Genomic DNA, 20,479 nt, shown 5'->3' on the forward strand with positions numbered 1-20,479 from the left:
ATAATTAAAATTGCGTAAGCAAAAGGAGCTAATATGAACCCCTTTTTATATAAAATTAAGAAAAATCTTCCTTATCATCTTCCCGTACTGGTATCCCTGGCAGTTTTATTCATACTATTACTTCTTCCCACGGGCTATGAAGATGCTATTATCTATAAAGGTGCTGACCGCACCTCAGCCAAGGTTCTCTCTGTAGACAATAAGAATATTATTGATACCGGTCTTATCCGCTCCGGCGAGCAGACCTGTATGGTGAAACTCCTTGGAGGACGCTTTAAAGGTCAGCAGGTAGAGGGCTTTAATCTATTAAACGGCTCATTAGAAAATGATAAGATATTTGAAAAAGGTGACAAGGTCTTAGTTGTTATCAGCTACCAGGATTCTAACATACTTTCCGTGAATCTCATTGACCATTATCGAATAAAAAAAGAAGTTATTCTGGCAGCAGCCTTTGCAATACTATTAATAGCAGTAGCCGGCGAGACTGGATTTCGCTCGCTCATCTCCTTTGCTATCAGTATTTTAATGATATGGAAGGTATTAGTTCCCTCTTATCTAAATGGATATAATCCGATATACTTTGGTATTCTTATAAATATATCCCTTACTATCCTGATTCTGTCGCTGGTATTTGGTTTTAATAAAAAAGCTCTGGCGGCAGTCTCAGGAGCTTCACTTGGTATTCTTGTCACCTGCCTGCTTGGTATAATTTTTACCACAAGTTATAAAATACACGGAGCTATCATGCCAAATTCGGAAAGCCTTCTCTATAGCGGTTTTGCCAACTTGAATCTGACAAAGATCTTTATGGCCAGTATTTTTATCGGCTCCTCCGGTGCTGTAATGGATCTGGCCGTTGATATTACCTCTGCTATTAACGAAGTCATCTCCAAAAAACCGGAGATGAGATGGAAGGAAGCTTTTCTTTCAGGCATGAATGTAGGAAAAGCTGCTATGGGTACAATGACAACCACTCTGCTTCTAGCGTACTCCGGCGGTTATATTGCCCTTCTCATGGTATTTATGGCGCAAGGGACACCTGTATTTAATATTCTAAACTATAAATATGTATCAGCTGAAATTCTCGATACTTTTATCGGAAGTATCGGTCTTGTATTGGTTGCGCCTTTTACTGCCTTGACCTGCAGTCTCCTTTTAACAGGCAGAAAAACTGAAAAGACAGCCTTAGGACGAACAAATGAAATATATTCTGACAACGCCAGTGTATCCTCTGAGATTTAAACTGGTTATATTTTATCTTTCACAAAAAAAGAAGCTGCTTTTACAAATCATTGTAAAATGCAGCTTTCTTCATTCTCAAGATAGCACTATAGCATATGGAATGAATCGCTTTTAGTTCCAGTTACAGAATGGACGATAAATGAGTCCTATTCCATTGATATTAGTCAATATCAATGGCACTGGTAGGACAGCTGTCTCTGGCATTTTCTGCCTCTGCCTCTTTATCAGAAGGAATATCCTCATCAATACCATGAGCAAATCCATCATCACCCATATAGTAAACTTCCGGACATAGATTAGTACATAATTCACAACTTATGCAAAGATCTGGACTAACGCTTGCTTTCATATTAAATTCCCATTTACCATTCTCTCGAAGGGTACCTTTCTTATATTGTATAGTAATATAATCTTACTCGTTTAACCGAACAGAGTCAATTCTGTACATGGATATTATAGCTAAAAATTACATTTCTATACATATTTTTTTGATTTTATCCTTCATTTGTCACAGAAGGCAGACTGGAAAGATTATTGTTCTCATTACCGTCCGGTAATGATTTTAAATATTCGTTTCCTTTTCTTGAAGAAACACCTACCCCTTTTATATCCCCCTGTTTCGCCGCTTCAACTCCTTCTTCTTTACTAAGAAGCTGCCCATCGGAAAGCTTGTAGCCTGTTACCTTTCCGCTTTCCTTAACCAGTGCAACAATTTCTTTAGCATCCGGCTTACTTTCAGGGATATCAGATAATGCCATCATTGGTAAAATGGATGATATATTGCTTTTTTCTGTATTTACATTTTCCATCAAAAACCTCCCAACTAATAAGAATTTTAAATATCCTTATTCCTATCTTAATAAGCAGTATTACAAGAAGCTTGTAATATGCATTGGGATTAGTTTTAACATTTCTGACACGTCATATTCATTCAGGTCTTTGTCTATTAATTTTCTTGTAAAACAGGTACTAACCGAAAGATTTTATCATCTCCCGGGTTTGGCAGACCCCTTCCATCCAGATTACTGGTACCAAGATAGATAGAACCATCAGGTGCGCTGTGAACTTCTCTTAGTCTTCCATATTCATTTTTCAGATAACTATCAGTTTGTAAAACCTGATCTCCGCTTTCATTGAAGGTTAATACCAATAATTCTGTTCCTCGAAGGGTTGTTACCAACAGCTTTCCTTCAAAGGGCCCGCTTTTTGCAAAAGCAATACCCGACGGGGCAATTGAATCCTTTCCGCTGTTATACACAGGTTTGATAAAATCCCCCTGTTTTAATGGCCAGCCATAATTCCCCCCAGGAACGATAATATTGATTTCGTCGTCTCCAACATCACCATGTCCTGAGGCATACAATACATTATTCCGGTTCCAGTCAAGACCTTGCGCATTTCGAATCCCATAGGCGTATACATAGGAATTCGGAAAAGGATTGTCAGAAGGTACGCTCCCATCTACTTCCAGCCTTAATATCTTCCCTGCCAGACTATTGACATCCTGAGACAATTCAGGCTTACCGGTATCCCCGGTAGTTGCGTAGAGTTTCCCATCCGGACCAATCTTTAGCCTTCCTCCATTATGAACCCTGTCACCGGGAATCTTATCCAATAAAATCTTATCTTCTACCGTATTTCCTTTTTCATAGTGCATTCGAACAATTCTGTTATAGAACTGGTTATTCTCCAAATACGTATACATAACATAAAAATATCCATTATGATCAAAATTCAAATCTAATACCAGTCCTAGCAGCCCTCCTTCCCCCTGTGCTTCAAAGGGTGGGAGGAAGGTGTATACCGGTGAGATGTCCAATATTCCATTTTCTATAAGCCGAACATTTCCATTTCGCTCATTAAAGAAAATTCTCCCATCTGAAGCAATATCTAATGCCCAGGGGACAAATAAATTTTCGCTAACAACTTCAATAGCATAAGGCAAATTGTTGTCTTCATTCAGCACTTCCTGATGCTCTATAACATTTTCACCTGCAAAGGATATTCCTTCTATGAAATAATCTTTTCTTTTATACCAAGTTGCCATATTCTGAATGATACGGGAATTATTATATAACATTTTATTGATTTCCCATCCGGATCCATTGTATCCAAATATATTCTTAATTCATTTTATGGTTGATACGGTAAAAAGTTACTGTACAGATTACAGACGCTTTTTGCTCTGTAATGAATCTTTGAGCATATTCTCCAGCTGCTGAAGGAAGTCGATTATCTCAGATATGATAATGGATTTCTTGCTCATTTTAATATTCAGCTCTGCCAGTTTATCGCCAAAGGAGCTTATCAAGCCAACAATGGAATGTACACCTTTAGCGGTTCCGTTAATATCTCTGCTGGTATTTTCAATACCGGTTATAATCTGCTTACTAAAGTTCTTAACCTCATCGGTGCATTCAGAGACTTGTTTGAAATTCTGACGTGCATCTTCTGCAAATAAAAGATTCTCTTCTATTGAGCTTTTGGAATTATCAATCTCACGACTTAGGGTTTCTATACTCTGATAAAGGGAATTGACACTTTCATCGATACCTTTTACAAGACCTGCGGTGGAAGCGGACAGTTCTCTGATTCTGTCTGCTACCACAGAGAAGCCTTTTCCGGCCTCCCCGGCTCTGGCTGCTTCTATGGATGCATTCAATGCCAGCAGATTCGTACTGTTAGCTATCCCTGTTATACTTTTAGACATATCCTTTATTCTGTCAAAGTCCTTTTTTAAGAGCAGAAAAGTATCTGTAATGGAATTTAACTTCCCGCAGGTTCCTTGAATCTGTTCTGCCAGTACATTCATCTTATCTTCTGCTTCCCAAACTGCTTTATCAGACTTTTGCATAATTTCATTGATCTGGCTGGCATACTTACTAAATTCCTCGAAATCGGCATTTACCTTTCCAATAGTCTGATTAATACTGTCAAACTCTGCAAAACTGGAATTAATATAGCCAAGATTTCTGGATACCTCCACTTCCTCTTTCATGAATTCTTCTACTTTTCTCTCAATATGCAGCACACCATAATTTATGTATTTATCGTAATCAATCTCAGAGGCAGCAGCTTCCTGCTCTATGATTCCTGTAGTTTGAATCTTCGTACTTTTCTTTTGAAATAGTGTCATAACATCCCCCTTATTCGAATACAGCCAGAACCATAGTCTGATTAAAATGCTGCTGATTCAATTGTTCACCATACCCTGCGAAGCCAATATAATTGCCAAGAGTATTTCCCATCTCTTTTGCAAAATCATTTAAATATCCATCTTTCTCAAAGAGAATGGATCTGGCAAGGCAATGTATCATGATGGTTAAGGACGGGTTGGGAATATCTCTCTTAACCTGTTCTCTGGTCCTTCTAAGTACCTCCTTATAATCATCCGGTTCCAGTAACACCATATGGGAGTTATTATATACCCTTGCATGGTATGCCATGCCGTTATGATCTGTAATTCCCTGGTTGGCTGTTATATACATTTCATTGCCGATTAATCTTCCCAACGGATAGCTGTCCAGATAAGACGGCAGGTTCTTAATGTCTGTATTTAAAGCTTTTGCCATAACCTGCGCTGCCGGCTGGTCATTATATTCATATACGATTCTATTTCTAATATCTACTTTCGTAGCAGTAAAATGCCATTTAGTTGGTCTATATATGTTTTCGCGGTATAATTTGATTCCACCGCCCAAATTTTTGAGTATTACAAAAGCACAGGCTTTTTCCATTACCTTTCCGTTAAAGGATATCATGGTCTTTTCAGCATTACCACGATCACCGGCAGAACCACCGAATAAAGGAATTCCCTTGTCCACCAGCACAGAACTAAACGTTGAAAGGATTAATTCTTCACTGCTTATCAATGCCGAAGATACTTCAAAGCAAATCGTATTCTGCGTATTCTTAAACTGTTTTACACAATTTTCAATACGATCAATATATTTTAGGGGATATCTGTCAACCTCTTCCAGCACATCACCGTAACATTCAATCCCTTCTTCAATACCAAGAACTATAAGCGTATCCTTATAAGCTCCCTCCTTGCATAATCCAACAAAGGTGGTAGAGCCAATTATAAGACTGTCGGGAAATAAGTTCTTCATATCAACCGTATATTTTGTAAAATTATCTGCCTCTGAAAAAAATAGGATTAGTTTCGGATTTACTAATCCTTCTGTAGCTTCTTTGACTGCCTGTTCCTCTTGCTGCTTTCTGCTTCTTCCAATTCTGTACTCCATCATGCTACCCAGGTTAAGTCCCTTATCCTTTCTGCCCGTTTTATCCCTGCATTATATCTATGATATGCTACCATATTAAGGTATCTTTTACAAGCAATGTATTGTTAACATATTATCAATTCGCGCATTTTACATTTTTTTATTGTATTTATAAATGTCTTATAGTATAATAATCAGTTGAAAAAATTAACAGTATACGGAGGTAGTCATGAAACATCTTATTAGTCCCCTCGACTTATCTGTTTCAGAATTAGAGGATATTCTAAGGCTGGCAGACGACATTTTAAGTGATAAGAAGAAATACTCGGATATCTGCCATGGCAAAAAGCTGGCAACACTATTCTATGAACCGAGTACCCGTACAAGACTTAGTTTTGAAGCCGCTATGCTTAATCTTGGCGGAAGTGTTTTAGGTTTCTCATCAGCAGATTCTTCCTCTGCCGCCAAAGGTGAAAGTGTTGCCGACACCATACGTGTTATCTCCAGTTACGCTGATATCTGTGCTATGCGTCATCCCAAAGAAGGCGCTCCCTTCGTTGCTTCTACCTATTCTTCCATTCCTGTAATCAATGCCGGTGACGGCGGTCACAATCATCCCACTCAAACCTTAACGGATTTATTTACTATTTCAAAATTAAAGGGCAGACTTGATAACCTAAAGATAGGTTTTTGCGGTGATTTAAAATTCGGAAGAACCGTACACTCTTTAATTAATGCCATGGTACGCTATGAAAATATCCATTTTGTTTTGATTTCACCCGATGAACTTAAGATACCCGCTTATCTCCGTGAAGAAGTATTGGATGCCAATCATATTTCTTACGAGGAAGTGAAAAACCTTGAAGCAGTTCTTCCTGACCTTGATTTGTTATATATGACAAGGGTCCAGAAGGAACGCTTTTTTAATGAGGAGGATTATATCCGCTTAAAGGATTCCTTTATATTGGATGCCAAAAAGATGTCACTAGCCAAAGAAGACATGCTGGTACTTCACCCTCTGCCCCGTGTAAATGAAATTGCAACAGAAGTGGATACGGACAAGCGTGCAGTGTACTTTAAACAGGCAGAACTGGGAGTATATGTACGAATGGCCTTGATTATGAAATTGCTGGAGGTGGCTTAATGTTAAATATCGGAGGTTTAAACCAGGGAATAGTAATTGATCACATAGAAGCCGGCGGGGCTATGAAGATTTATTCCTACTTAAATCTGGAAAAACTGGATTGCAGTGTTGCTATTATTAAAAATGCCAGAAGTAATAAGATGGGTAAGAAAGATATTATTAAAATAGATGGCTTCCTTGATATGGATTTGGATATACTGGGAGTTCTCGATAGGAACATTACGGTTAATATCATTGAAGACGGTAAAATAAAATCAAAAAAGAACCTGAACCTGCCAGAACGGGTAACCAATATTATTAAATGTAAGAATCCTCGTTGCATTACTTCCATAGAGCAGGAACTTCCTCATATTTTCCGTCTTACGGATAAACAAAAAGGAGTATACCGTTGCGTATACTGCGAACAGGCCTTTAAGAGGATTTAAATCTTTCACCGCATAATCTAAATGTTAATAATATTTTGGGCAGAATCCATTTCCGGTTTCTGCCCTGATATTATCAACAATCACTCCCTAACCCAAATCCGGCTCATCCAAAAGTATTATACTATCTCTTACTTTTCCTTCTGTTTCAAATACAATAATCTCATTCATCCCTTCTTTTAACAGAGGTCCCGGCAGATACAGCCTCTTTTGCGGGCCGATTTCCCAGAAACGTCCAAGGTTGAAGCCATTAATAAATACACAGCCCTTCCCCCAGCCTTCCATATCAATAAAAGTATCACATTTTTCCGTTATTAAGAATTCAAAGCGGTAAAAAGCAGGTTCCTTACTCTTCCAGCCTTTTTTAAAGTCCAGTTTTCCGATATTATCCAAAGGCAATGAGTAATGAGTCCAGTTCATATGCTGATGTCCGTTAATAACTACTTCTCCGTCAATCCCTTTACGCTGTTTATCCAGATAGGGTCCAAAATTGACCCTTCCCATATTCTCCATCAATATTGTTATGGAGCTGCCTTGTTCAAAGGCTAAGGATAGATTATGCTCTTTCAATAGTTCTCTGTCATATAATGTTATCACCGGCTCTTTGGAAATATATATTTTAGCCCGGTCATTGGCTTGATGCAAACGGATTTTTTCAATTTTCTTCTCCTTAACCAGTGTTGACCGATATAGAATGTAACCATAGTTCTGCCCCAGTTTCTCCATAGATTTGGGAAAGGTATCAAATAGCGGCTCGGATATGTCCTCAAGAACTTCAAATAATCCCACTTTTCCCGTACAGGTTAGTTGGCCGTAAGCCTTTTTTTCAATCCTGGTGGTAAAGACCACCTCCGGAAGTTTCACATATTTTCCGATAATCTTCTGAAATGCTTTATATTTGGGGGTAATGTCACCGGCTTCTGTTAAAACGGCGTCATAATCATAGGAGGTAACATCAGGAGTAAGTTCCTCGTAATAATTAGAGCCGTTCATAAAGCCGAAATTAGTACCTCCTATGAACATATAGATATTAATATTCCCATACTGCAGACCTTCATCCAGATCTTTGCAGTTCTCTTCCAGATTGGAAGTTTTATGCCCTCCGTTTCCCCAATGGTCAAACCAGCCAACCCAGAATTCCATACACATCAAAGGTCCTCTGTCTGTATACTGCCTCAGAACCTCAAACTGCTCTTTCATTCCGGAGCCGAAATTTCCTGCCGGCAATACCCCCTCCAGGCTTCCGCAGGAAAGGGCATCTCCCCAAGGGCCGTCAGATGTAATAAAAGGTACTGTTACACCGTTTTCAAGCATTAATTCTTTTATCTCATTCAGATATCTTGTATCGTCTGCGAAATAACCATATTCATTTTCAATTTGCACCATAATAATCGGACCGCCGTTAGTCAGCTGAAGAGGTGCCGTAATTTCAAACAATTTTTTATAGTAATCACGGACATGCTTTAAAAAAGGCGGATAAACACTTCTGAGGTGCATTCCCTCTTCCGCCAGCAGCCAGGCAGGAAGTCCCCCAAATTCCCATTCCGCGCAGATATAGGGAGATGGTCGAAAAATTACCCATAGTCCCAGGTCGGCGGCAATTTCTATAAATTTCTTTACATTCAGGATACCATCGAAACAAAAAGTTCCTTTTTTGGGTTCATGCAGATTCCAGGGTACATAGGTCTCCACCGTATTACATCCCATGGCCTTCAGTTTTTCAAGACGGTCACGCCAATATTCCGGTACAATTCTGAAATAATGGACAGCCCCGGATATTATCTGAACAGGCTTTCCATTCATATAAAATTTTTCTTTTATTTCAAAGGTGTTAAATGCCATTTTTTCTACTCCTGTTTTTATTTTATGTAACCGATTGCATATCCTGTTTTAAAAAATCAGCCCCCCTATTTGCCATAGGAAGAGGGCTGAATTTTTTAGTGCTTTTTTCCGGCTCGGTTTATATTGTACTGCTTCGTATAATAATTTCCGGTTTAATCAGTGATGTCTTACCATGTACGGCACCCTGGGCCTGCATAAGCTTCTCTAGAGTATTAAAAACTTTTTTCCCGTAATATTCATATCTTGGACTGATAGAAGTAATATGAACCGGTGTCATCGTAGTAATACTTGCATTATCAAATCCGGTAACTGCAAGGTCACCGGGAATTTTTAAACCTGCTTCCAGGGCACAGTTGACCACACCCAAGGCAACATAATCATTAATGCCGCAGATAACTTCCGGAAGAGGCTTCTTTTCTTCTAAGAGTATTTTTAAGCTGTCATAGCCGGCACTGTAGCTGAATACGTCATTTCCTGTGAGCCATCTGACGGAAATATCCAGACCCAGCTTCTCTCCAATAGCATAAGCAGCTTTTTTCTTAATATAGGAAGGGTAATACTGATCTGCCCCTCCGGTAAAGAGAATCCGTTGATAGCCCCTTGATTTTAAAAACTGGAGCAATTCCTCCACACCTTTTTCATCATCGGTGTAAATACCGCTGCATCCAAAGCGCTCCGCTTCTGCACCACAGGAGACCATCGGTATTTTCTTACCTACCTCTTGAATCTCCTTTACATAATTATCCGGAAGGTGAATCTCATCCATTCGGCCACCCATGATAACAATTCCATCCACATGCTTTTCTTGCAGAGAATTCAGCAGTTTGGATTCCAAATCATAATCACCTTTTGAATTCAGCAATATTGTCATATAACCATGTCGGGAAGCCCATTTCTCAAATTCATAATAAACATTGGCAAAATACATATTGCCGATATGGGGTACAATATATCCAATGGTTTTTGTAAAGCCGGCCTGCAGGTTCTGAGCAAAGGTATTGGGTTTGAAATTATATTTTTTAACCAGTTCCATAATTTTTGTTTTATTTGCTTCCGATACATAGCCCCTACCGGATATCGCTCTGGAAACCGTTGCAGCAGAGACTCCAACTTCCTTGGCAATATCGTAGATGGTTAACTGCTTTGGCACATCGTTGCTATCTAAAATAGAAATCACCAGTCCTTTGACAAAATAATTGTAGTAATCGATTGCTTACTGACCTCAACCGTGTCTCCCATATCATATCGTCCACTCTCTATTTTGTCCAAATCATGGCTGTCTGAGGTCTCATATACATTGATACCAGTATATTCTACTGCCCCTGGAATATCAAGCAAAAGTTTTTTATTGTCCTCCGCCTGGTTTATTATAACAAGAACCAATTCCTCCTTTCCCTCTTCGTTAACACCGGTAAATGCAACTGGCTTTAACTCTTTGATATCCGAGCTTTCCTTTATCCCAATCCTTTGATACCCCGGTCTTATGAATCTGGAGTAATTTCCGTAGCCCCATAGACGTTTCAGAGGATTTAAGGCTTTCTTCTGCTCGTTCACATAGATAAGTCCGTCATGATAGCCACCCGGAGCTACAGCCACCCAGTTCTGCCAGGATACCACATCCAGTACCGTTAAGTCCTCCTGAAGCACTCTGGCAAGCTCAAAAGCGGAAGCCATGGTAACATCCGAACCATTTACCATCTCACACCATTCGCTCATGCGAAGCTTCACCTCTGGATGGTTTGCATCCATCCAACGCTTAAAAGCAGCCTTGGAAGCCGTATCAGACCAGTAGGAATGGTTGTCTATGGTATCAAAATAACCACCCAGAACCGTATCATTTAATAAGGCGCTGGTATAGGCTATAGCATCTCCTTTCCATTCTCCGCTTTCCGGCCCTGATAATGCCACACCTTTTAACTCAGGCCTGTTGTTAAGCTCCTCCAAAAAGGCGCGGTATACCTTGGCAATTGCAGCAGGCTCGTAATGGCATCCTTCCTGTCCTTCCGTCCAATCCCATTGAGGTTCATTAATAGGAGAAATGTATTTTACCGGAATTCCTTCCTTCTTAAAATGTTCTGCAACATCCATAACATATCTGGCAAAGTCATCATAATTTTCCGGCAGGATATTCTCCTTGCTGCCCTTTGTTACCTGAGCCGTCCCATTTATAGTCAATCTCTCCAGTGGACTGTTGCAGAACATTACCACTTCTTTTACACCAAGTTCTGCCGCCCGTTTCATAAACCATACTGCATTGGCGTCCTTATTCCAGTTGTACTGGAAAGGTGCTGTTTCAAAACTTTGGGCTCGTCTGTGAGGGTCACTGTAAGTTCCCTTTCCGCTGTCAGCGGAGCCGGCTCCGATATTATACCGGTAGCTGCTTAGCCCGATACCCTTTTCTCTGTCAAATAAAAGCATCGCTATCTCATCTCTGACAGATCGGCCGGTATCTTTGTATTCATTCTCCCAGCCCCCTACATACTGGGACCACCAGCAGCCGCTGGTGCCAAAGCTTTCAAGGGTCTGATGTTTATCCGTTATGTCAATATTCAAGGTAATTGCTCCCTCTGTGTCATTTTTTCCAGACTGTTCATCTGCTTCCTTCGTAACCGCTGTTTCACCCTGTAATCCATTTCTGCCGGAAATATCACTGTCTTTCTTTGATCCATTTCCCAGAGAACAGCCGGTTAACAGAAGCAGCACACATAAAACCGTCACACTCCACTTTTTCTTCATAAAAATTCCCCCATGCGCACCACTGCGTGCGTTCAACTCATTGTAGAAATTGATTATTAATTTCCAAACGCCTTAAGATTGCGCCGAGGATTTCGCAGGCACAATCTTGTGTAGAAATTATGCTTTTCAATAATTCCTACTACCCATTATGCCCTTTCCGACGCGCCTTAAGATTGCGCCGAGGATTTCGCAGGCACAATCTGCGTAGGAATTATGCTTTTCAATAATTCCTACTACCCATTATGCCCTTTCCAACGCGCCTTAAGATTGCGCCGAGGATTTCGCAGGCACAATCTGTGTAGGAATTATGCTTTTCAATAATTCCTACTTATCCGACAAGACCTGAATTCTCAAGGTTCTCAACAAGCCACTTTTGCGCACCGAAATATACCAGCAGCAGAGGTATCAGAAAGATCAGTACTGCTGCCTGCTTCACAGCATCAAAGGCAAAATCCGTAGCCAAAGGTACATTAAACCAAACCTTTATCGCATTCAGAACAAAGTCCTTGTTGGCTGTTGAAAAGACTCTGGCGAGAGTAGAACTTAAATAAGGACCGTCTTTGTTGAAATAACTGGTTAAGTAAGTATCTCCGTAATTCCAGACAAAAGATAACACCGCTACCGTCGAGATGGCCGGCACTGCATTAGGTACCATAATTTTAAAATAAGTTTTGTGGAAACCACAGCCGTCAATCAGGGCGGCTTCCTCCAGTTCATTGGGGATATTTTTGAAAAACTGGCTGAATATGAAGATAAAAAGACTCTGCTGTACGCCAAAACCCAGTACTGCCAGCATAATAAGGGTTATGGGTTTATTAATAAGATTAATCTCTCCTGCAGCTGTAAAAAGTTTTAATAACCCAAATGCATTAAAATGAGAGTAATAAATATACTGTGCCAGCAACAGAGACTGCCTGGGAACCAAAAACACCAGTATTACCAAGAAAAATACCACACGATGTCCAAGAAACTTTACCCTCGCCAGGGAATAACCGGCCATAGCGGAAAAGAACACCTGTATCGACATGATTAAACCAGCATACAGGATGGATTTTATCATGGTCATAATACCTTCCGGCATACAAAATCTTATTGCCGCCCTGAAGCTGGTAATAGAGAATTCCAAAGGCAGCCAGATTACATTAGGATTTCCTAAATCTTCAATGTTAGAAAATATGGTAGGTACCAGTTGGACAATCGGATAAAGAATTGTAAAACATAAACCTGCAATAATACAAAATAGAAAGACGGATTGCAGGACATTCTTCCATTTCTTGCGAAAGAGGTAGACCTTAAGCCCAAAAGAGGCGTTCTCTGTCTTATTTTTCATATTTCTTTACCACCTTTCTTAAAACCAGCAGGACAACTCCAAGAACCAGCAGCACATTGAAAATATATACTACGGATAAGGCCGAACCGGTACCAATCTTACTTTGTTCAAAAGCAAAGCTATAAGCCTCTTCCGATATAGGAGACTTTAAGAACATATCCACCACCGTATATATAGTAACAAAAAGCGTTATATGCATAATAGTGGGTATGGTAACCTTCCAAAAGGTCTCATAAGCCGTTGCCCCTTCAATTTTTGCCACCTCATACAGGCTTGGACTGATAGACTGAAGTCCTGCAAGATATATCAGGGTCTGGACACCTGATTGGGAAAGCACGTCAAATATCTTATCCACGTAAGATATGACCGGCTGCAGAATGCTCATAGGTATATCCATGTATCTCATTAATAAAACACTGATATAACTTTGACTGAATAAGCCGGAGCTCTCTTTCACCCATTCACCTCCGGTAGTAATTGCCAGCATATTAATAACGATGTCAAGTCCGAAAATAATAGGCAGGAAGAAAATTACTCTTACAATTCCCCTTCCCTTGAATTTTAAGTTGGCTAACAACGCCATAAATAAACTGAAGATAACGATAAGAGGAACATTGGTCAATATCGAAAGGTTCTGGTCTGCAAAAAGCCTTGCCATTGGCTGTGCTCCGGTAGTTACCTCACTCTGGAATAAATCGATGTAATTCTGAAACCCAATATAATCAAATTTCATGCCGCCCGTATCATTGACACTTACCTTATTAAAGGAATACATTACCGTATTAAACAAAGGTATGGCAAAGCACAGGAAAAAACCTACTATAAACGGCAGGACATAGAGGAAGCCGTTGAGCTTTCTTTTAGTTTTGTATTTTAACGGAAAAATATTTCGCATCCCTCTTCCCTCCTACTTTCCTGAAATAATAAATCCTAGGGCAGGTATCTCACTGCCGTCTACAACAACGGAATGGAGGTTATAGTTTGTTATAACCCTTGCACCTGAAGCATATTCCGTGCAGAATACATTATCTGATAAGATTTTGTGTCCTGTAATTTCCATGGTACCGATTTTCTCCCAGGCATTCTTACACTGTGAGTATACCTTTTGTATGGTGTCCTTCTGCTTTTGGTACTCGGTAGCGTAATAGTAGGAATAAGCGGTCTCCTGTAAAATATCATCACTCTTGGCACTCAAAGTAAATTTCGGATATACACCAAGCTCTACTGACTGGAGTACATAATAGGCAGGATTTTCGGAAGACATATTTACATTCTCCGTTGTTACCTGGACCAGTCCGTTCATAACCAGCTGCCGAAAGGGAATCGTAATATAAAAGGAGGCGTAATCACTGCTCTCTCTTGAGATATCTTCCGCATAGGAACCATATAATACATTCTTCATCATGGGATTTTCCAGAGACAGTTCATGGCTTTCGGAGAGTTTCTTTAAGCTGTCTTCTGCAATTCGTCCGGCTTCATAAACTGACACCTTCTTCTTAAAACGGTAGTCTGCCATGTTATAATGAGCCAGATCGGATATGGCAAGCTTATCATACTCCTTAGCCCCGTCCAGGAATTTATTCACCACTCCGTCTAAATATCTGGGTGAGAGCAGATAGAAATAATTCACATCAAATCCGGTAAATCCATCCAGAATGCCTAAGGACGGCAGATAACGGTATATGGTGGCAGGAGAATTGGAATAGTCATATACGGCATGGGTTTTCGCCCGAAAGCCGTTGCCCTTATCATAAACCTTGGATAAGCTTACATCAAAAAACATATCCGCCTTCCGTTCACCGGCCAGATTCCTTAATTCTTTCAATTCCTCTTTCGATCCGTTGGCAGAGGTCAGTTCAGCTCTATTGTTAAGCTTATTTTCAAACCCACCGTTAAAGAAACCGGTATATTGCAGCGCCATATTGACATCCGGTAAATCTTTGATAATATCCGACAGTTCTTTGTAAGTCGTCACAGAATAACTCGACTGGTAAGGGATACCCAGAAAACGCTTGGTAAGAGATATGGTACCTAAAAAGTCCATATACACCTTTGCCTTATCCGGATAGGACAGTTTTGTAATATTCCCCTGTTTCATCAGATATTCCTGATAGGTTTTCGCCATATCAAAGTAAGAAACATTTCCCGGAAACAATTTGTAACGAATAGTATAATCCACATCCAAAACTCCCGTATCCACCAGATAGGAAGCCTTGTTGTCACTATAAGGGCCATATACCTTAACATTACTGTACTGTGCTGCATCAAAAGAAGCATAGGCTTTGTTATAGGAGGAAGCGCTGTCTTTTGCCGTAGAGGCCAGCTTGACATTTATGTAGGAAGTTTCGGCGCCTTTCTCAATGATTCCAAGAAAACCGTGAGAAGCATTCTCCATGGTCCCGTATGTCATGCCAAATACCGGCATCATAAGCTCTTCCCCGTATTCTGGGGCGAAGTAGTAATCAGCCAGAGAGTTATTATTATAAATTGGCCTGATATAATCGGGCACAGCCATATTAAAAGTATTAAATTTAAACAGTGCTCCAGCCCCATCCGGTACCAGGATGTATCCATCCTCATACTCTTTGGAAGCTGCTGCTCCAAAGTTGGGAAGCACTTTGATATTTTGTATGGTGTAATAGGAATTACCGCTTACCATCTGCTGTGTGGGTACACGGAATACAAAATCATCTCCATCAAGAGTCGCTTCCGCAACAATTTTAAACTGTGCCGGCTCGGTAAAAGTTACGCTAAGTCCCATTTCATTGCTGTCACTTATGAGCATTTCTTTTGTATAACCCAATAACTCAGCCAGTTTGATCAACTGTTTGACGGCACTTCTTGGAGGAGTTCCATTATAGGAAACCGCATAACAGTCCTCAGTAATGCTCTTTTTATACAACAGCTCCAGAGTCATTTTATATTTATCTGCCGAAACCTGGTCAATCTTGCCGGTTTCCACCAGGTTTTTGATACCAGCTAAAAAGAAATTTTCAAACCTGTCCGTTGGCATTTTCTGCGGATAATATTCCGGGAAGCGTTCTGATTCCCCTTCATTGATATCCATGGTTATCTGAACACCATTATCTATCTTTTTTAAGACATAACTCCCAAGCTGGGTACAGTAGGTATAGGAATCCCATTCGGTAAGGTTATTATCTTTCCCCAGGTAGGAAACCGTTAGCATGGCAAGCTCTGAGGCCTCATTACTCCCGTTAACGGTAGAATTCCATACCTTTCCGGTGTTTTTATCCTTTAGCTTCAAGTTCATGGTCTTACTGTTTATGTAGAGCTGTTTGCTGTCACTTTCCGCTACCAGCACCTCGCCCATATCATGGGATATCTCCTCTCCTGTCTTGGACAGTTCCGCCTTATCTGCCTCGGGCAGAGGACCTGCTTTCACCCCAAGAACAGGTATATAACGCAGGAATCCGATAATAAGGCATATGATCAGAACTGTTGCCACCATCTTACGGGCAAAATGTCTGGCATATATTTTACGGATTTTTTCCGTCAGGAGTCTTATATAATCCGCCATCTTATTTCATCCTTTCATGTTTTACTGAAATCTATGAGAGCCGCTTCGGCTTTCAGTTCACTCTTCTTATAATCTCCTGTCCGACCGATGTAAAAAAATAGTACATGCGCTCTAACAGTGAGAAAAACAGTATGCCTAAAAAGATAATAATAAAGGCGGCCACCGCTGTTGCCAGCAGAGTTTTGATATTCACGGAAAAAGTATATTCATGTATTATACACAGTCCGGCTAAAAGGACAAAGACAAACCAGACCACACCGATCTCCTGCAGGGATTTTACAATGATAACTTCTTCCTTTATAATAAAATTACTGATAAAGGCCGTAATACCGTTGAACAATAACATGGGAAGAATGGAATAACATATTACGATATAGATATCCCGCATGTTGCCTTTTCCGTTAAAAAGAGTGGTTACCGTCCAGTTGCTTACCGTAAAAAGGAGAAATACGGATAAGGCAGAAATAAATATAGATACGCTGTTCATTGCAAAGACAGCATTCCTGTTCATAACAAATCCGGTATACTGATAGGCAATACATTGCATAATACCGTAGAGTACCAGGATTACCGTAGCAATCAAAACACTTCCTTTTCCCCGGTACTTAATCTCATAGAAGCCGTCAAAGGGATGAAACATGGCGTACCTTAGATAATGCAGCCGTTCCTTTATTATCTCACTCCTCATTCTGTCCACTCTCCTTCTTATGATATCTGACTTCCGTAAATAGAATCAGGAAGATAAAAGCTAAAAAGATAACCGCTATTATACCAAAATGGCTTTGCAGCACCTCAGCCCGGTATCCGTTATAAGCCTTGGAATAGAACTCACGGTTATTTCCTAACTTAAAGTAATACATTGCTTTCTTATATTCATCCTTCATCAGATAGTTCTTGCCGATACCAGCATAAGCGACCTCATAATTGGCATTCAGGGTCAGTATTTTCTTAAACTGTGTCAGGGCCTCATCCCATTTACCGTAATAATATTTCTCGCTGGCAAGAAGTGCCGCTTCACCGAAATCCGTAGGTGTTAGGATATAGGCGCATTTTAAAGTGCTGTCTGCTACCACCAGGTTGTTTCCCAGCCATGCGATACCCGTAGGCATCTGGAAAGAACCCTTTGTCTTTCCCTGAGAACCGAAGGCATCAAGAAGCTGTCCGTCAAAGTCGTAGAGAAAAATCCTTCCTTTGGATTTATCTATCACTGCATAAGTACCATAATCCTGTACGGCAATATCAACAAACTGGCTCTGATCCGCAATCTTCATCCGGTGTATATCCCCGACAACACTGGTATTGCCCTTCTCTCTTAAGACGTTTTTACCGCCGGAATTCAGCCGGAATACCATATGCTGTGCTGCTGCGTCAAAGGTTACGGCATATACAAAGCCGTCGGAATCCAGGTCTATGTTATTAAAGGCGGGTGCAAAGGTCCTCTTCATCTGCTCCTTTTGCCTGTCAGAGGAAATGGACTTCCAGAAATAATCAATAACATTAACGGAAGGGGAATTCACACCAAAATACCTGGAAAAAGTACCGTCCGAATTCAATTCTAGAATACCCTCATAACTTGACTGTACCACCACATAAATCCTGCCCGTATTATCTACGACAATTTTTGAAGGTTTAAATTCTGAAACCCCTGCCATATTTTCAGGTTTTTTAATCACTCTTTTCAAGGTATAATTCCTGCCGTCCAGAACGATAATTCTTTCGGCTCCTGTATCGGCGATAAAAAGCTCCTGGTCTTTTTCCTGATAAAATGCACCTTCCGGAGCACTTAATACCAGCTGTGCCCCGCTTTTTTCATCTATTACAATCTTGTCATTCGCATCCCTGATAACTTTTAGGGATTTCACAAAAGAACCTCCCTGATTTACGATGTCCACCCGGCCTTCCAGCGTATCTACCAGGAAAATACGTCCGTCCCCGCTGGTAACCACATCGTTAAACCCCTGTACCTTGATGCCTCCCATATTTTTCTCATTAATTACCCGGTCCAGCTGAAAGGCTGCCGGACTCTCTACGGCATTCCCCCAGTAATCATAGGTATAGCCCTCAAAATCATAGCTTTTACCATCGGCAGCGTAAACATCCATAGGTATAAATACCAGTATGAATACGAGCAGGATTAGTAAGCACTTTTTCTTCATTTTCCATTCTCCTCCTATTACTAACCCTTCACACCGGAAGTTGCCATTGTTTCGATAACATTACTCTGTGACAAAACGAATACTGTTATGGGAACCAGCAGCATAATAAAGGATATGGCAGAGGATACACCGGTACGGGATATACCGCCGCTTACCAGCTGTTGGAGCACATAAGTTACAGGCTTTAATTCTTCCGTATAGATAAATACACCTCCGGTAGTACCCCACATCTGTTGAAAGGACAGGATTATTAAGGTAATCCACGCAGGCTTGCACAAAGGCATAACCACGCTCCAGTAAGTCTTAAATTCTCCTGCTCCGTCAATTTTAGCAGCCTCCAGCATCTCATCCGGTATCTGTACCATAAAATTCTTCATCAGGTACAGACCAAGGGTCGATCCTATAGCCGGCAGGATGACCGCCCAATAAGTATCTATCATACCAAGCTTGCTCATAATCAGGTAATTGGGTATTGCCGTTACGGAGGCGTTAAACATCAGGGCATAAACTATGATATTGCTCATCAGTTTGGAACCCGGAAAAGTATATTTCGCCAGGGGAAAGGCAGCCATAGAACCAAGAAGCACGGTTCCGAAGGTTCCGAGAACCGTAATAACACCCGTATTGAATATATATCTTGATAAAGGCACATTAAAGCTTTCCACAATAGTTGCCAGGTCAAAAAAGTTATTCAGGGTAGGATTTTCCACCGTCATTTTAGGAGGTATGATAAAGATTTCACTTAAAGGCTTAAATGCATTTACCACTGTAAATATGAGGGGAAAGAGGCTGAACAAACCAAAGAAAACAAGCACCAGCGTAAGACCGATATCTCCCATAAGGCTTCGGTTTCTTCTTCTTAATTTTCTTGCACGCAGCTTTGATACAAGAAACTTATATAATTGTTTCATTTTACAAACCGCCTTTCTCTAGCCTAATTTACGAAGCAGCTTCTGTACTATAATATTGCATAGGAGCATTATAAAAAACAGAATCACTGCAATGGTACACGCATAGCCCAACTCATATCTCACATTACCGTAGTCATGGAGATGTGTCAGAATGGTATGCCCTGCATAACTGGCAGAAGGGAAGCCTGCCAGATCAATGGAAATCTGTGAAACCGACAGGGAACCTGTAATCTGCATAACCGCACCGAACATAAGCTGGGGCTTCATAGAGGGTAAGGTTATATACCAGAGTTCCTGCCAGCGGTTCCTGACCCCCTCCACCGCTGCCGCTTCATACCAGGACTTATCTACGTTCTGAAGCCCTGCAATAAAAGCCAGGAAGCTAACGCCAAGACTTAACCACAGCTGTACCACAATCAATATGGGCATAACATACTTGGCAGTTTCAAACCATAGGATACGGCTCTGGATAAATCCCAGCTTTAACAGCCAGGCATTTGCCCATCCGTAAGTATCGGAAGAGAAAATCAGTTTCCATATCATATAGGCATTACCCGAAATAGAGGGGGCATAAAATACCAGGGTAATGATGGACCTTGGAACCGGGGGCAGCTCATTAATCATCCAGGCAAACAAAAAGCACATAATATAGCTGATAGGGCCGGTTATCAAAGCAAACAGCAGCGTATTCTTAATGGCAATCAGGAATACGTCATCCCGCACCAAGAGATTTATGTAATTGGTCAGCCCGTTAAAACTGGGAGCTTCCACCATGTTAAAGGATGTAAAGCTTAAAACAATGGAAACAACTACCGGAATCAGTGTAAATACAATAAATATCGTTGCAAAAGGTGCAATGAGCAGATATTTGTACTTATGATGCTTCCATACCAGTGATAAAGGCTCTTTCTTCTTTTTCAAGGAAATACCTC

The 20,479-nt window shown here is 40.6% G+C and carries 18 protein-coding genes; 3 read left to right on the forward strand and 15 right to left on the reverse strand.

Features of this window, described 5'->3' with window-relative positions:
• Positions 1 to 33 precede the first annotated feature (33 nt).
• Positions 34 to 1,242 (forward strand): YibE/F family protein, encoded by a 1,209-nt coding sequence (locus bsdcttw_RS14495; protein ID WP_185255564.1) that lies wholly within the window; start codon positions 34 to 36, stop codon positions 1,240 to 1,242.
• 160 nt (positions 1,243 to 1,402) lie between these two features.
• On the opposite strand, the gene bsdcttw_RS25405 is transcribed toward bsdcttw_RS14495, so the two are convergent.
• From bsdcttw_RS25405 to bsdcttw_RS14520, 5 genes are all read right to left on the reverse strand, one after another.
• Complete coding sequence (locus tag bsdcttw_RS25405) at positions 1,403 to 1,516, reverse strand: ferredoxin (RefSeq protein WP_334297347.1); 114 nt, start codon at positions 1,514 to 1,516, stop codon at positions 1,403 to 1,405.
• 220 nt (positions 1,517 to 1,736) lie between these two features.
• Complete coding sequence (locus bsdcttw_RS14505; RefSeq protein WP_185255566.1) at positions 1,737 to 2,051, reverse strand: DUF3892 domain-containing protein; 315 nt, start codon at positions 2,049 to 2,051, stop codon at positions 1,737 to 1,739.
• Between the two features lie 137 nt (positions 2,052 to 2,188).
• Positions 2,189 to 3,322: a PQQ-dependent sugar dehydrogenase gene (locus tag bsdcttw_RS14510; protein WP_185255567.1), complete on the reverse strand. Its 1,134-nt coding sequence runs from the start codon at positions 3,320 to 3,322 to the stop codon at positions 2,189 to 2,191.
• 87 nt (positions 3,323 to 3,409) lie between these two features.
• Positions 3,410 to 4,378 (reverse strand): methyl-accepting chemotaxis protein, encoded by a 969-nt coding sequence (locus bsdcttw_RS14515; protein ID WP_185255568.1) that lies wholly within the window; start codon positions 4,376 to 4,378, stop codon positions 3,410 to 3,412.
• Positions 4,379 to 4,388: 10 nt separating this feature from the next.
• On the reverse strand, positions 4,389 to 5,489 hold the full coding sequence (locus tag bsdcttw_RS14520; RefSeq protein WP_185255569.1) for an FIST signal transduction protein: 1,101 nt from the start codon (positions 5,487 to 5,489) through the stop codon (positions 4,389 to 4,391).
• 208 nt (positions 5,490 to 5,697) lie between these two features.
• Here bsdcttw_RS14520 and pyrB point away from each other — a divergent pair, with 208 nt between their 5' ends.
• The gene (gene pyrB, locus bsdcttw_RS14525) at positions 5,698 to 6,612 is read left to right on the forward strand and encodes an aspartate carbamoyltransferase (protein WP_185255570.1); all 915 of its coding nucleotides are present in this window, start codon (positions 5,698 to 5,700) and stop codon (positions 6,610 to 6,612) included.
• A complete protein-coding gene (locus bsdcttw_RS14530) occupies positions 6,612 to 7,037 on the forward strand; it encodes an aspartate carbamoyltransferase regulatory subunit (RefSeq protein WP_185255571.1) in 426 nt (141 codons plus the stop codon). The genes pyrB and bsdcttw_RS14530 overlap by 1 nt, the downstream gene beginning before the upstream one ends.
• 87 nt (positions 7,038 to 7,124) lie before the next feature.
• On the opposite strand, the gene bsdcttw_RS14535 is transcribed toward bsdcttw_RS14530, so the two are convergent.
• The 10 genes from bsdcttw_RS14535 to bsdcttw_RS14580 form a co-directional block, all read right to left on the reverse strand.
• Complete coding sequence (locus tag bsdcttw_RS14535; protein ID WP_185255572.1) at positions 7,125 to 8,876, reverse strand: glycoside hydrolase family 35 protein; 1,752 nt, start codon at positions 8,874 to 8,876, stop codon at positions 7,125 to 7,127.
• A gap of 118 nt (positions 8,877 to 8,994) precedes the next feature.
• Positions 8,995 to 10,053, reverse strand: a complete 1,059-nt coding sequence (locus bsdcttw_RS14540) for a LacI family DNA-binding transcriptional regulator (protein ID WP_185255573.1) — start codon at positions 10,051 to 10,053, stop codon at positions 8,995 to 8,997.
• Positions 10,050 to 11,612, reverse strand: a complete 1,563-nt coding sequence (locus bsdcttw_RS14545) for a glycoside hydrolase family 30 protein (RefSeq protein WP_185255574.1) — start codon at positions 11,610 to 11,612, stop codon at positions 10,050 to 10,052. Before bsdcttw_RS14545 ends, bsdcttw_RS14540 begins: the two co-directional genes overlap by 4 nt.
• A 328-nt stretch (positions 11,613 to 11,940) precedes the next feature.
• The gene (locus tag bsdcttw_RS14550; RefSeq protein ID WP_185255575.1) at positions 11,941 to 12,942 is read right to left on the reverse strand and encodes a carbohydrate ABC transporter permease; all 1,002 of its coding nucleotides are present in this window, start codon (positions 12,940 to 12,942) and stop codon (positions 11,941 to 11,943) included.
• Positions 12,932 to 13,837: a carbohydrate ABC transporter permease gene (locus bsdcttw_RS14555; protein WP_185255576.1), complete on the reverse strand. Its 906-nt coding sequence runs from the start codon at positions 13,835 to 13,837 to the stop codon at positions 12,932 to 12,934. The genes bsdcttw_RS14550 and bsdcttw_RS14555 overlap by 11 nt, the downstream gene beginning before the upstream one ends.
• 12 nt (positions 13,838 to 13,849) lie before the next feature.
• Positions 13,850 to 16,480, reverse strand: a complete 2,631-nt coding sequence (locus bsdcttw_RS14560) for a DUF5696 domain-containing protein (RefSeq protein WP_185255577.1) — start codon at positions 16,478 to 16,480, stop codon at positions 13,850 to 13,852.
• Between the two features lie 52 nt (positions 16,481 to 16,532).
• On the reverse strand, positions 16,533 to 17,168 hold the full coding sequence (locus bsdcttw_RS14565; RefSeq protein ID WP_185255578.1) for a Yip1 family protein: 636 nt from the start codon (positions 17,166 to 17,168) through the stop codon (positions 16,533 to 16,535).
• A complete protein-coding gene (locus tag bsdcttw_RS14570) occupies positions 17,158 to 18,636 on the reverse strand; it encodes an NHL repeat-containing protein (protein WP_185255579.1) in 1,479 nt (492 codons plus the stop codon). Before bsdcttw_RS14570 ends, bsdcttw_RS14565 begins: the two co-directional genes overlap by 11 nt.
• 20 nt (positions 18,637 to 18,656) lie before the next feature.
• Entirely contained in the window at positions 18,657 to 19,547 is an 891-nt protein-coding gene (locus bsdcttw_RS14575; protein ID WP_185255580.1) for a carbohydrate ABC transporter permease, read from the reverse strand.
• Positions 19,548 to 19,565: 18 nt separating this feature from the next.
• Positions 19,566 to 20,468 carry a carbohydrate ABC transporter permease gene (locus bsdcttw_RS14580; protein ID WP_225903669.1) on the reverse strand — a complete coding sequence of 301 codons (903 nt, stop codon included), beginning with the start codon at positions 20,466 to 20,468 and terminating at the stop codon, positions 19,566 to 19,568.
• Between the last annotated feature and the right edge of the window lie 11 nt (positions 20,469 to 20,479).

It is taken from the genome of Anaerocolumna chitinilytica (assembly GCF_014218355.1).
In the GTDB taxonomy this organism is placed as follows: Bacteria; Bacillota; Clostridia; order Lachnospirales; family Lachnospiraceae; genus Anaerocolumna; species Anaerocolumna chitinilytica.

Excerpts from the sequence above, each read along its gene's own strand:
- bsdcttw_RS14495 (WP_185255564.1), top strand. The coding sequence starts at position 34 with ATGAACCCCTTTTTATATAAAATTAAGAAAAATCTTCCTTATCATCTT.
- bsdcttw_RS25405 (WP_334297347.1), bottom strand. The coding sequence starts at position 1,516 with ATGGGTGATGATGGATTTGCTCATGGTATTGATGAGGATATTCCTTCT.
- bsdcttw_RS14505 (WP_185255566.1), bottom strand. The coding sequence starts at position 2,051 with ATGGAAAATGTAAATACAGAAAAAAGCAATATATCATCCATTTTACCA.
- bsdcttw_RS14510 (WP_185255567.1), bottom strand. The coding sequence starts at position 3,322 with ATGTTATATAATAATTCCCGTATCATTCAGAATATGGCAACTTGGTAT.
- bsdcttw_RS14515 (WP_185255568.1), bottom strand. The coding sequence starts at position 4,378 with ATGACACTATTTCAAAAGAAAAGTACGAAGATTCAAACTACAGGAATC.
- bsdcttw_RS14520 (WP_185255569.1), bottom strand. The coding sequence starts at position 5,489 with ATGGAGTACAGAATTGGAAGAAGCAGAAAGCAGCAAGAGGAACAGGCA.
- pyrB (WP_185255570.1), top strand. The coding sequence starts at position 5,698 with ATGAAACATCTTATTAGTCCCCTCGACTTATCTGTTTCAGAATTAGAG.
- bsdcttw_RS14530 (WP_185255571.1), top strand. The coding sequence starts at position 6,612 with ATGTTAAATATCGGAGGTTTAAACCAGGGAATAGTAATTGATCACATA.
- bsdcttw_RS14535 (WP_185255572.1), bottom strand. The coding sequence starts at position 8,876 with ATGGCATTTAACACCTTTGAAATAAAAGAAAAATTTTATATGAATGGA.
- bsdcttw_RS14545 (WP_185255574.1), bottom strand. The coding sequence starts at position 11,612 with ATGAAGAAAAAGTGGAGTGTGACGGTTTTATGTGTGCTGCTTCTGTTA.
- bsdcttw_RS14550 (WP_185255575.1), bottom strand. The coding sequence starts at position 12,942 with ATGAAAAATAAGACAGAGAACGCCTCTTTTGGGCTTAAGGTCTACCTC.
- bsdcttw_RS14555 (WP_185255576.1), bottom strand. The coding sequence starts at position 13,837 with ATGCGAAATATTTTTCCGTTAAAATACAAAACTAAAAGAAAGCTCAAC.
- bsdcttw_RS14560 (WP_185255577.1), bottom strand. The coding sequence starts at position 16,480 with ATGGCGGATTATATAAGACTCCTGACGGAAAAAATCCGTAAAATATAT.
- bsdcttw_RS14565 (WP_185255578.1), bottom strand. The coding sequence starts at position 17,168 with ATGAGGAGTGAGATAATAAAGGAACGGCTGCATTATCTAAGGTACGCC.
- bsdcttw_RS14570 (WP_185255579.1), bottom strand. The coding sequence starts at position 18,636 with ATGAAGAAAAAGTGCTTACTAATCCTGCTCGTATTCATACTGGTATTT.
- bsdcttw_RS14575 (WP_185255580.1), bottom strand. The coding sequence starts at position 19,547 with ATGAAACAATTATATAAGTTTCTTGTATCAAAGCTGCGTGCAAGAAAA.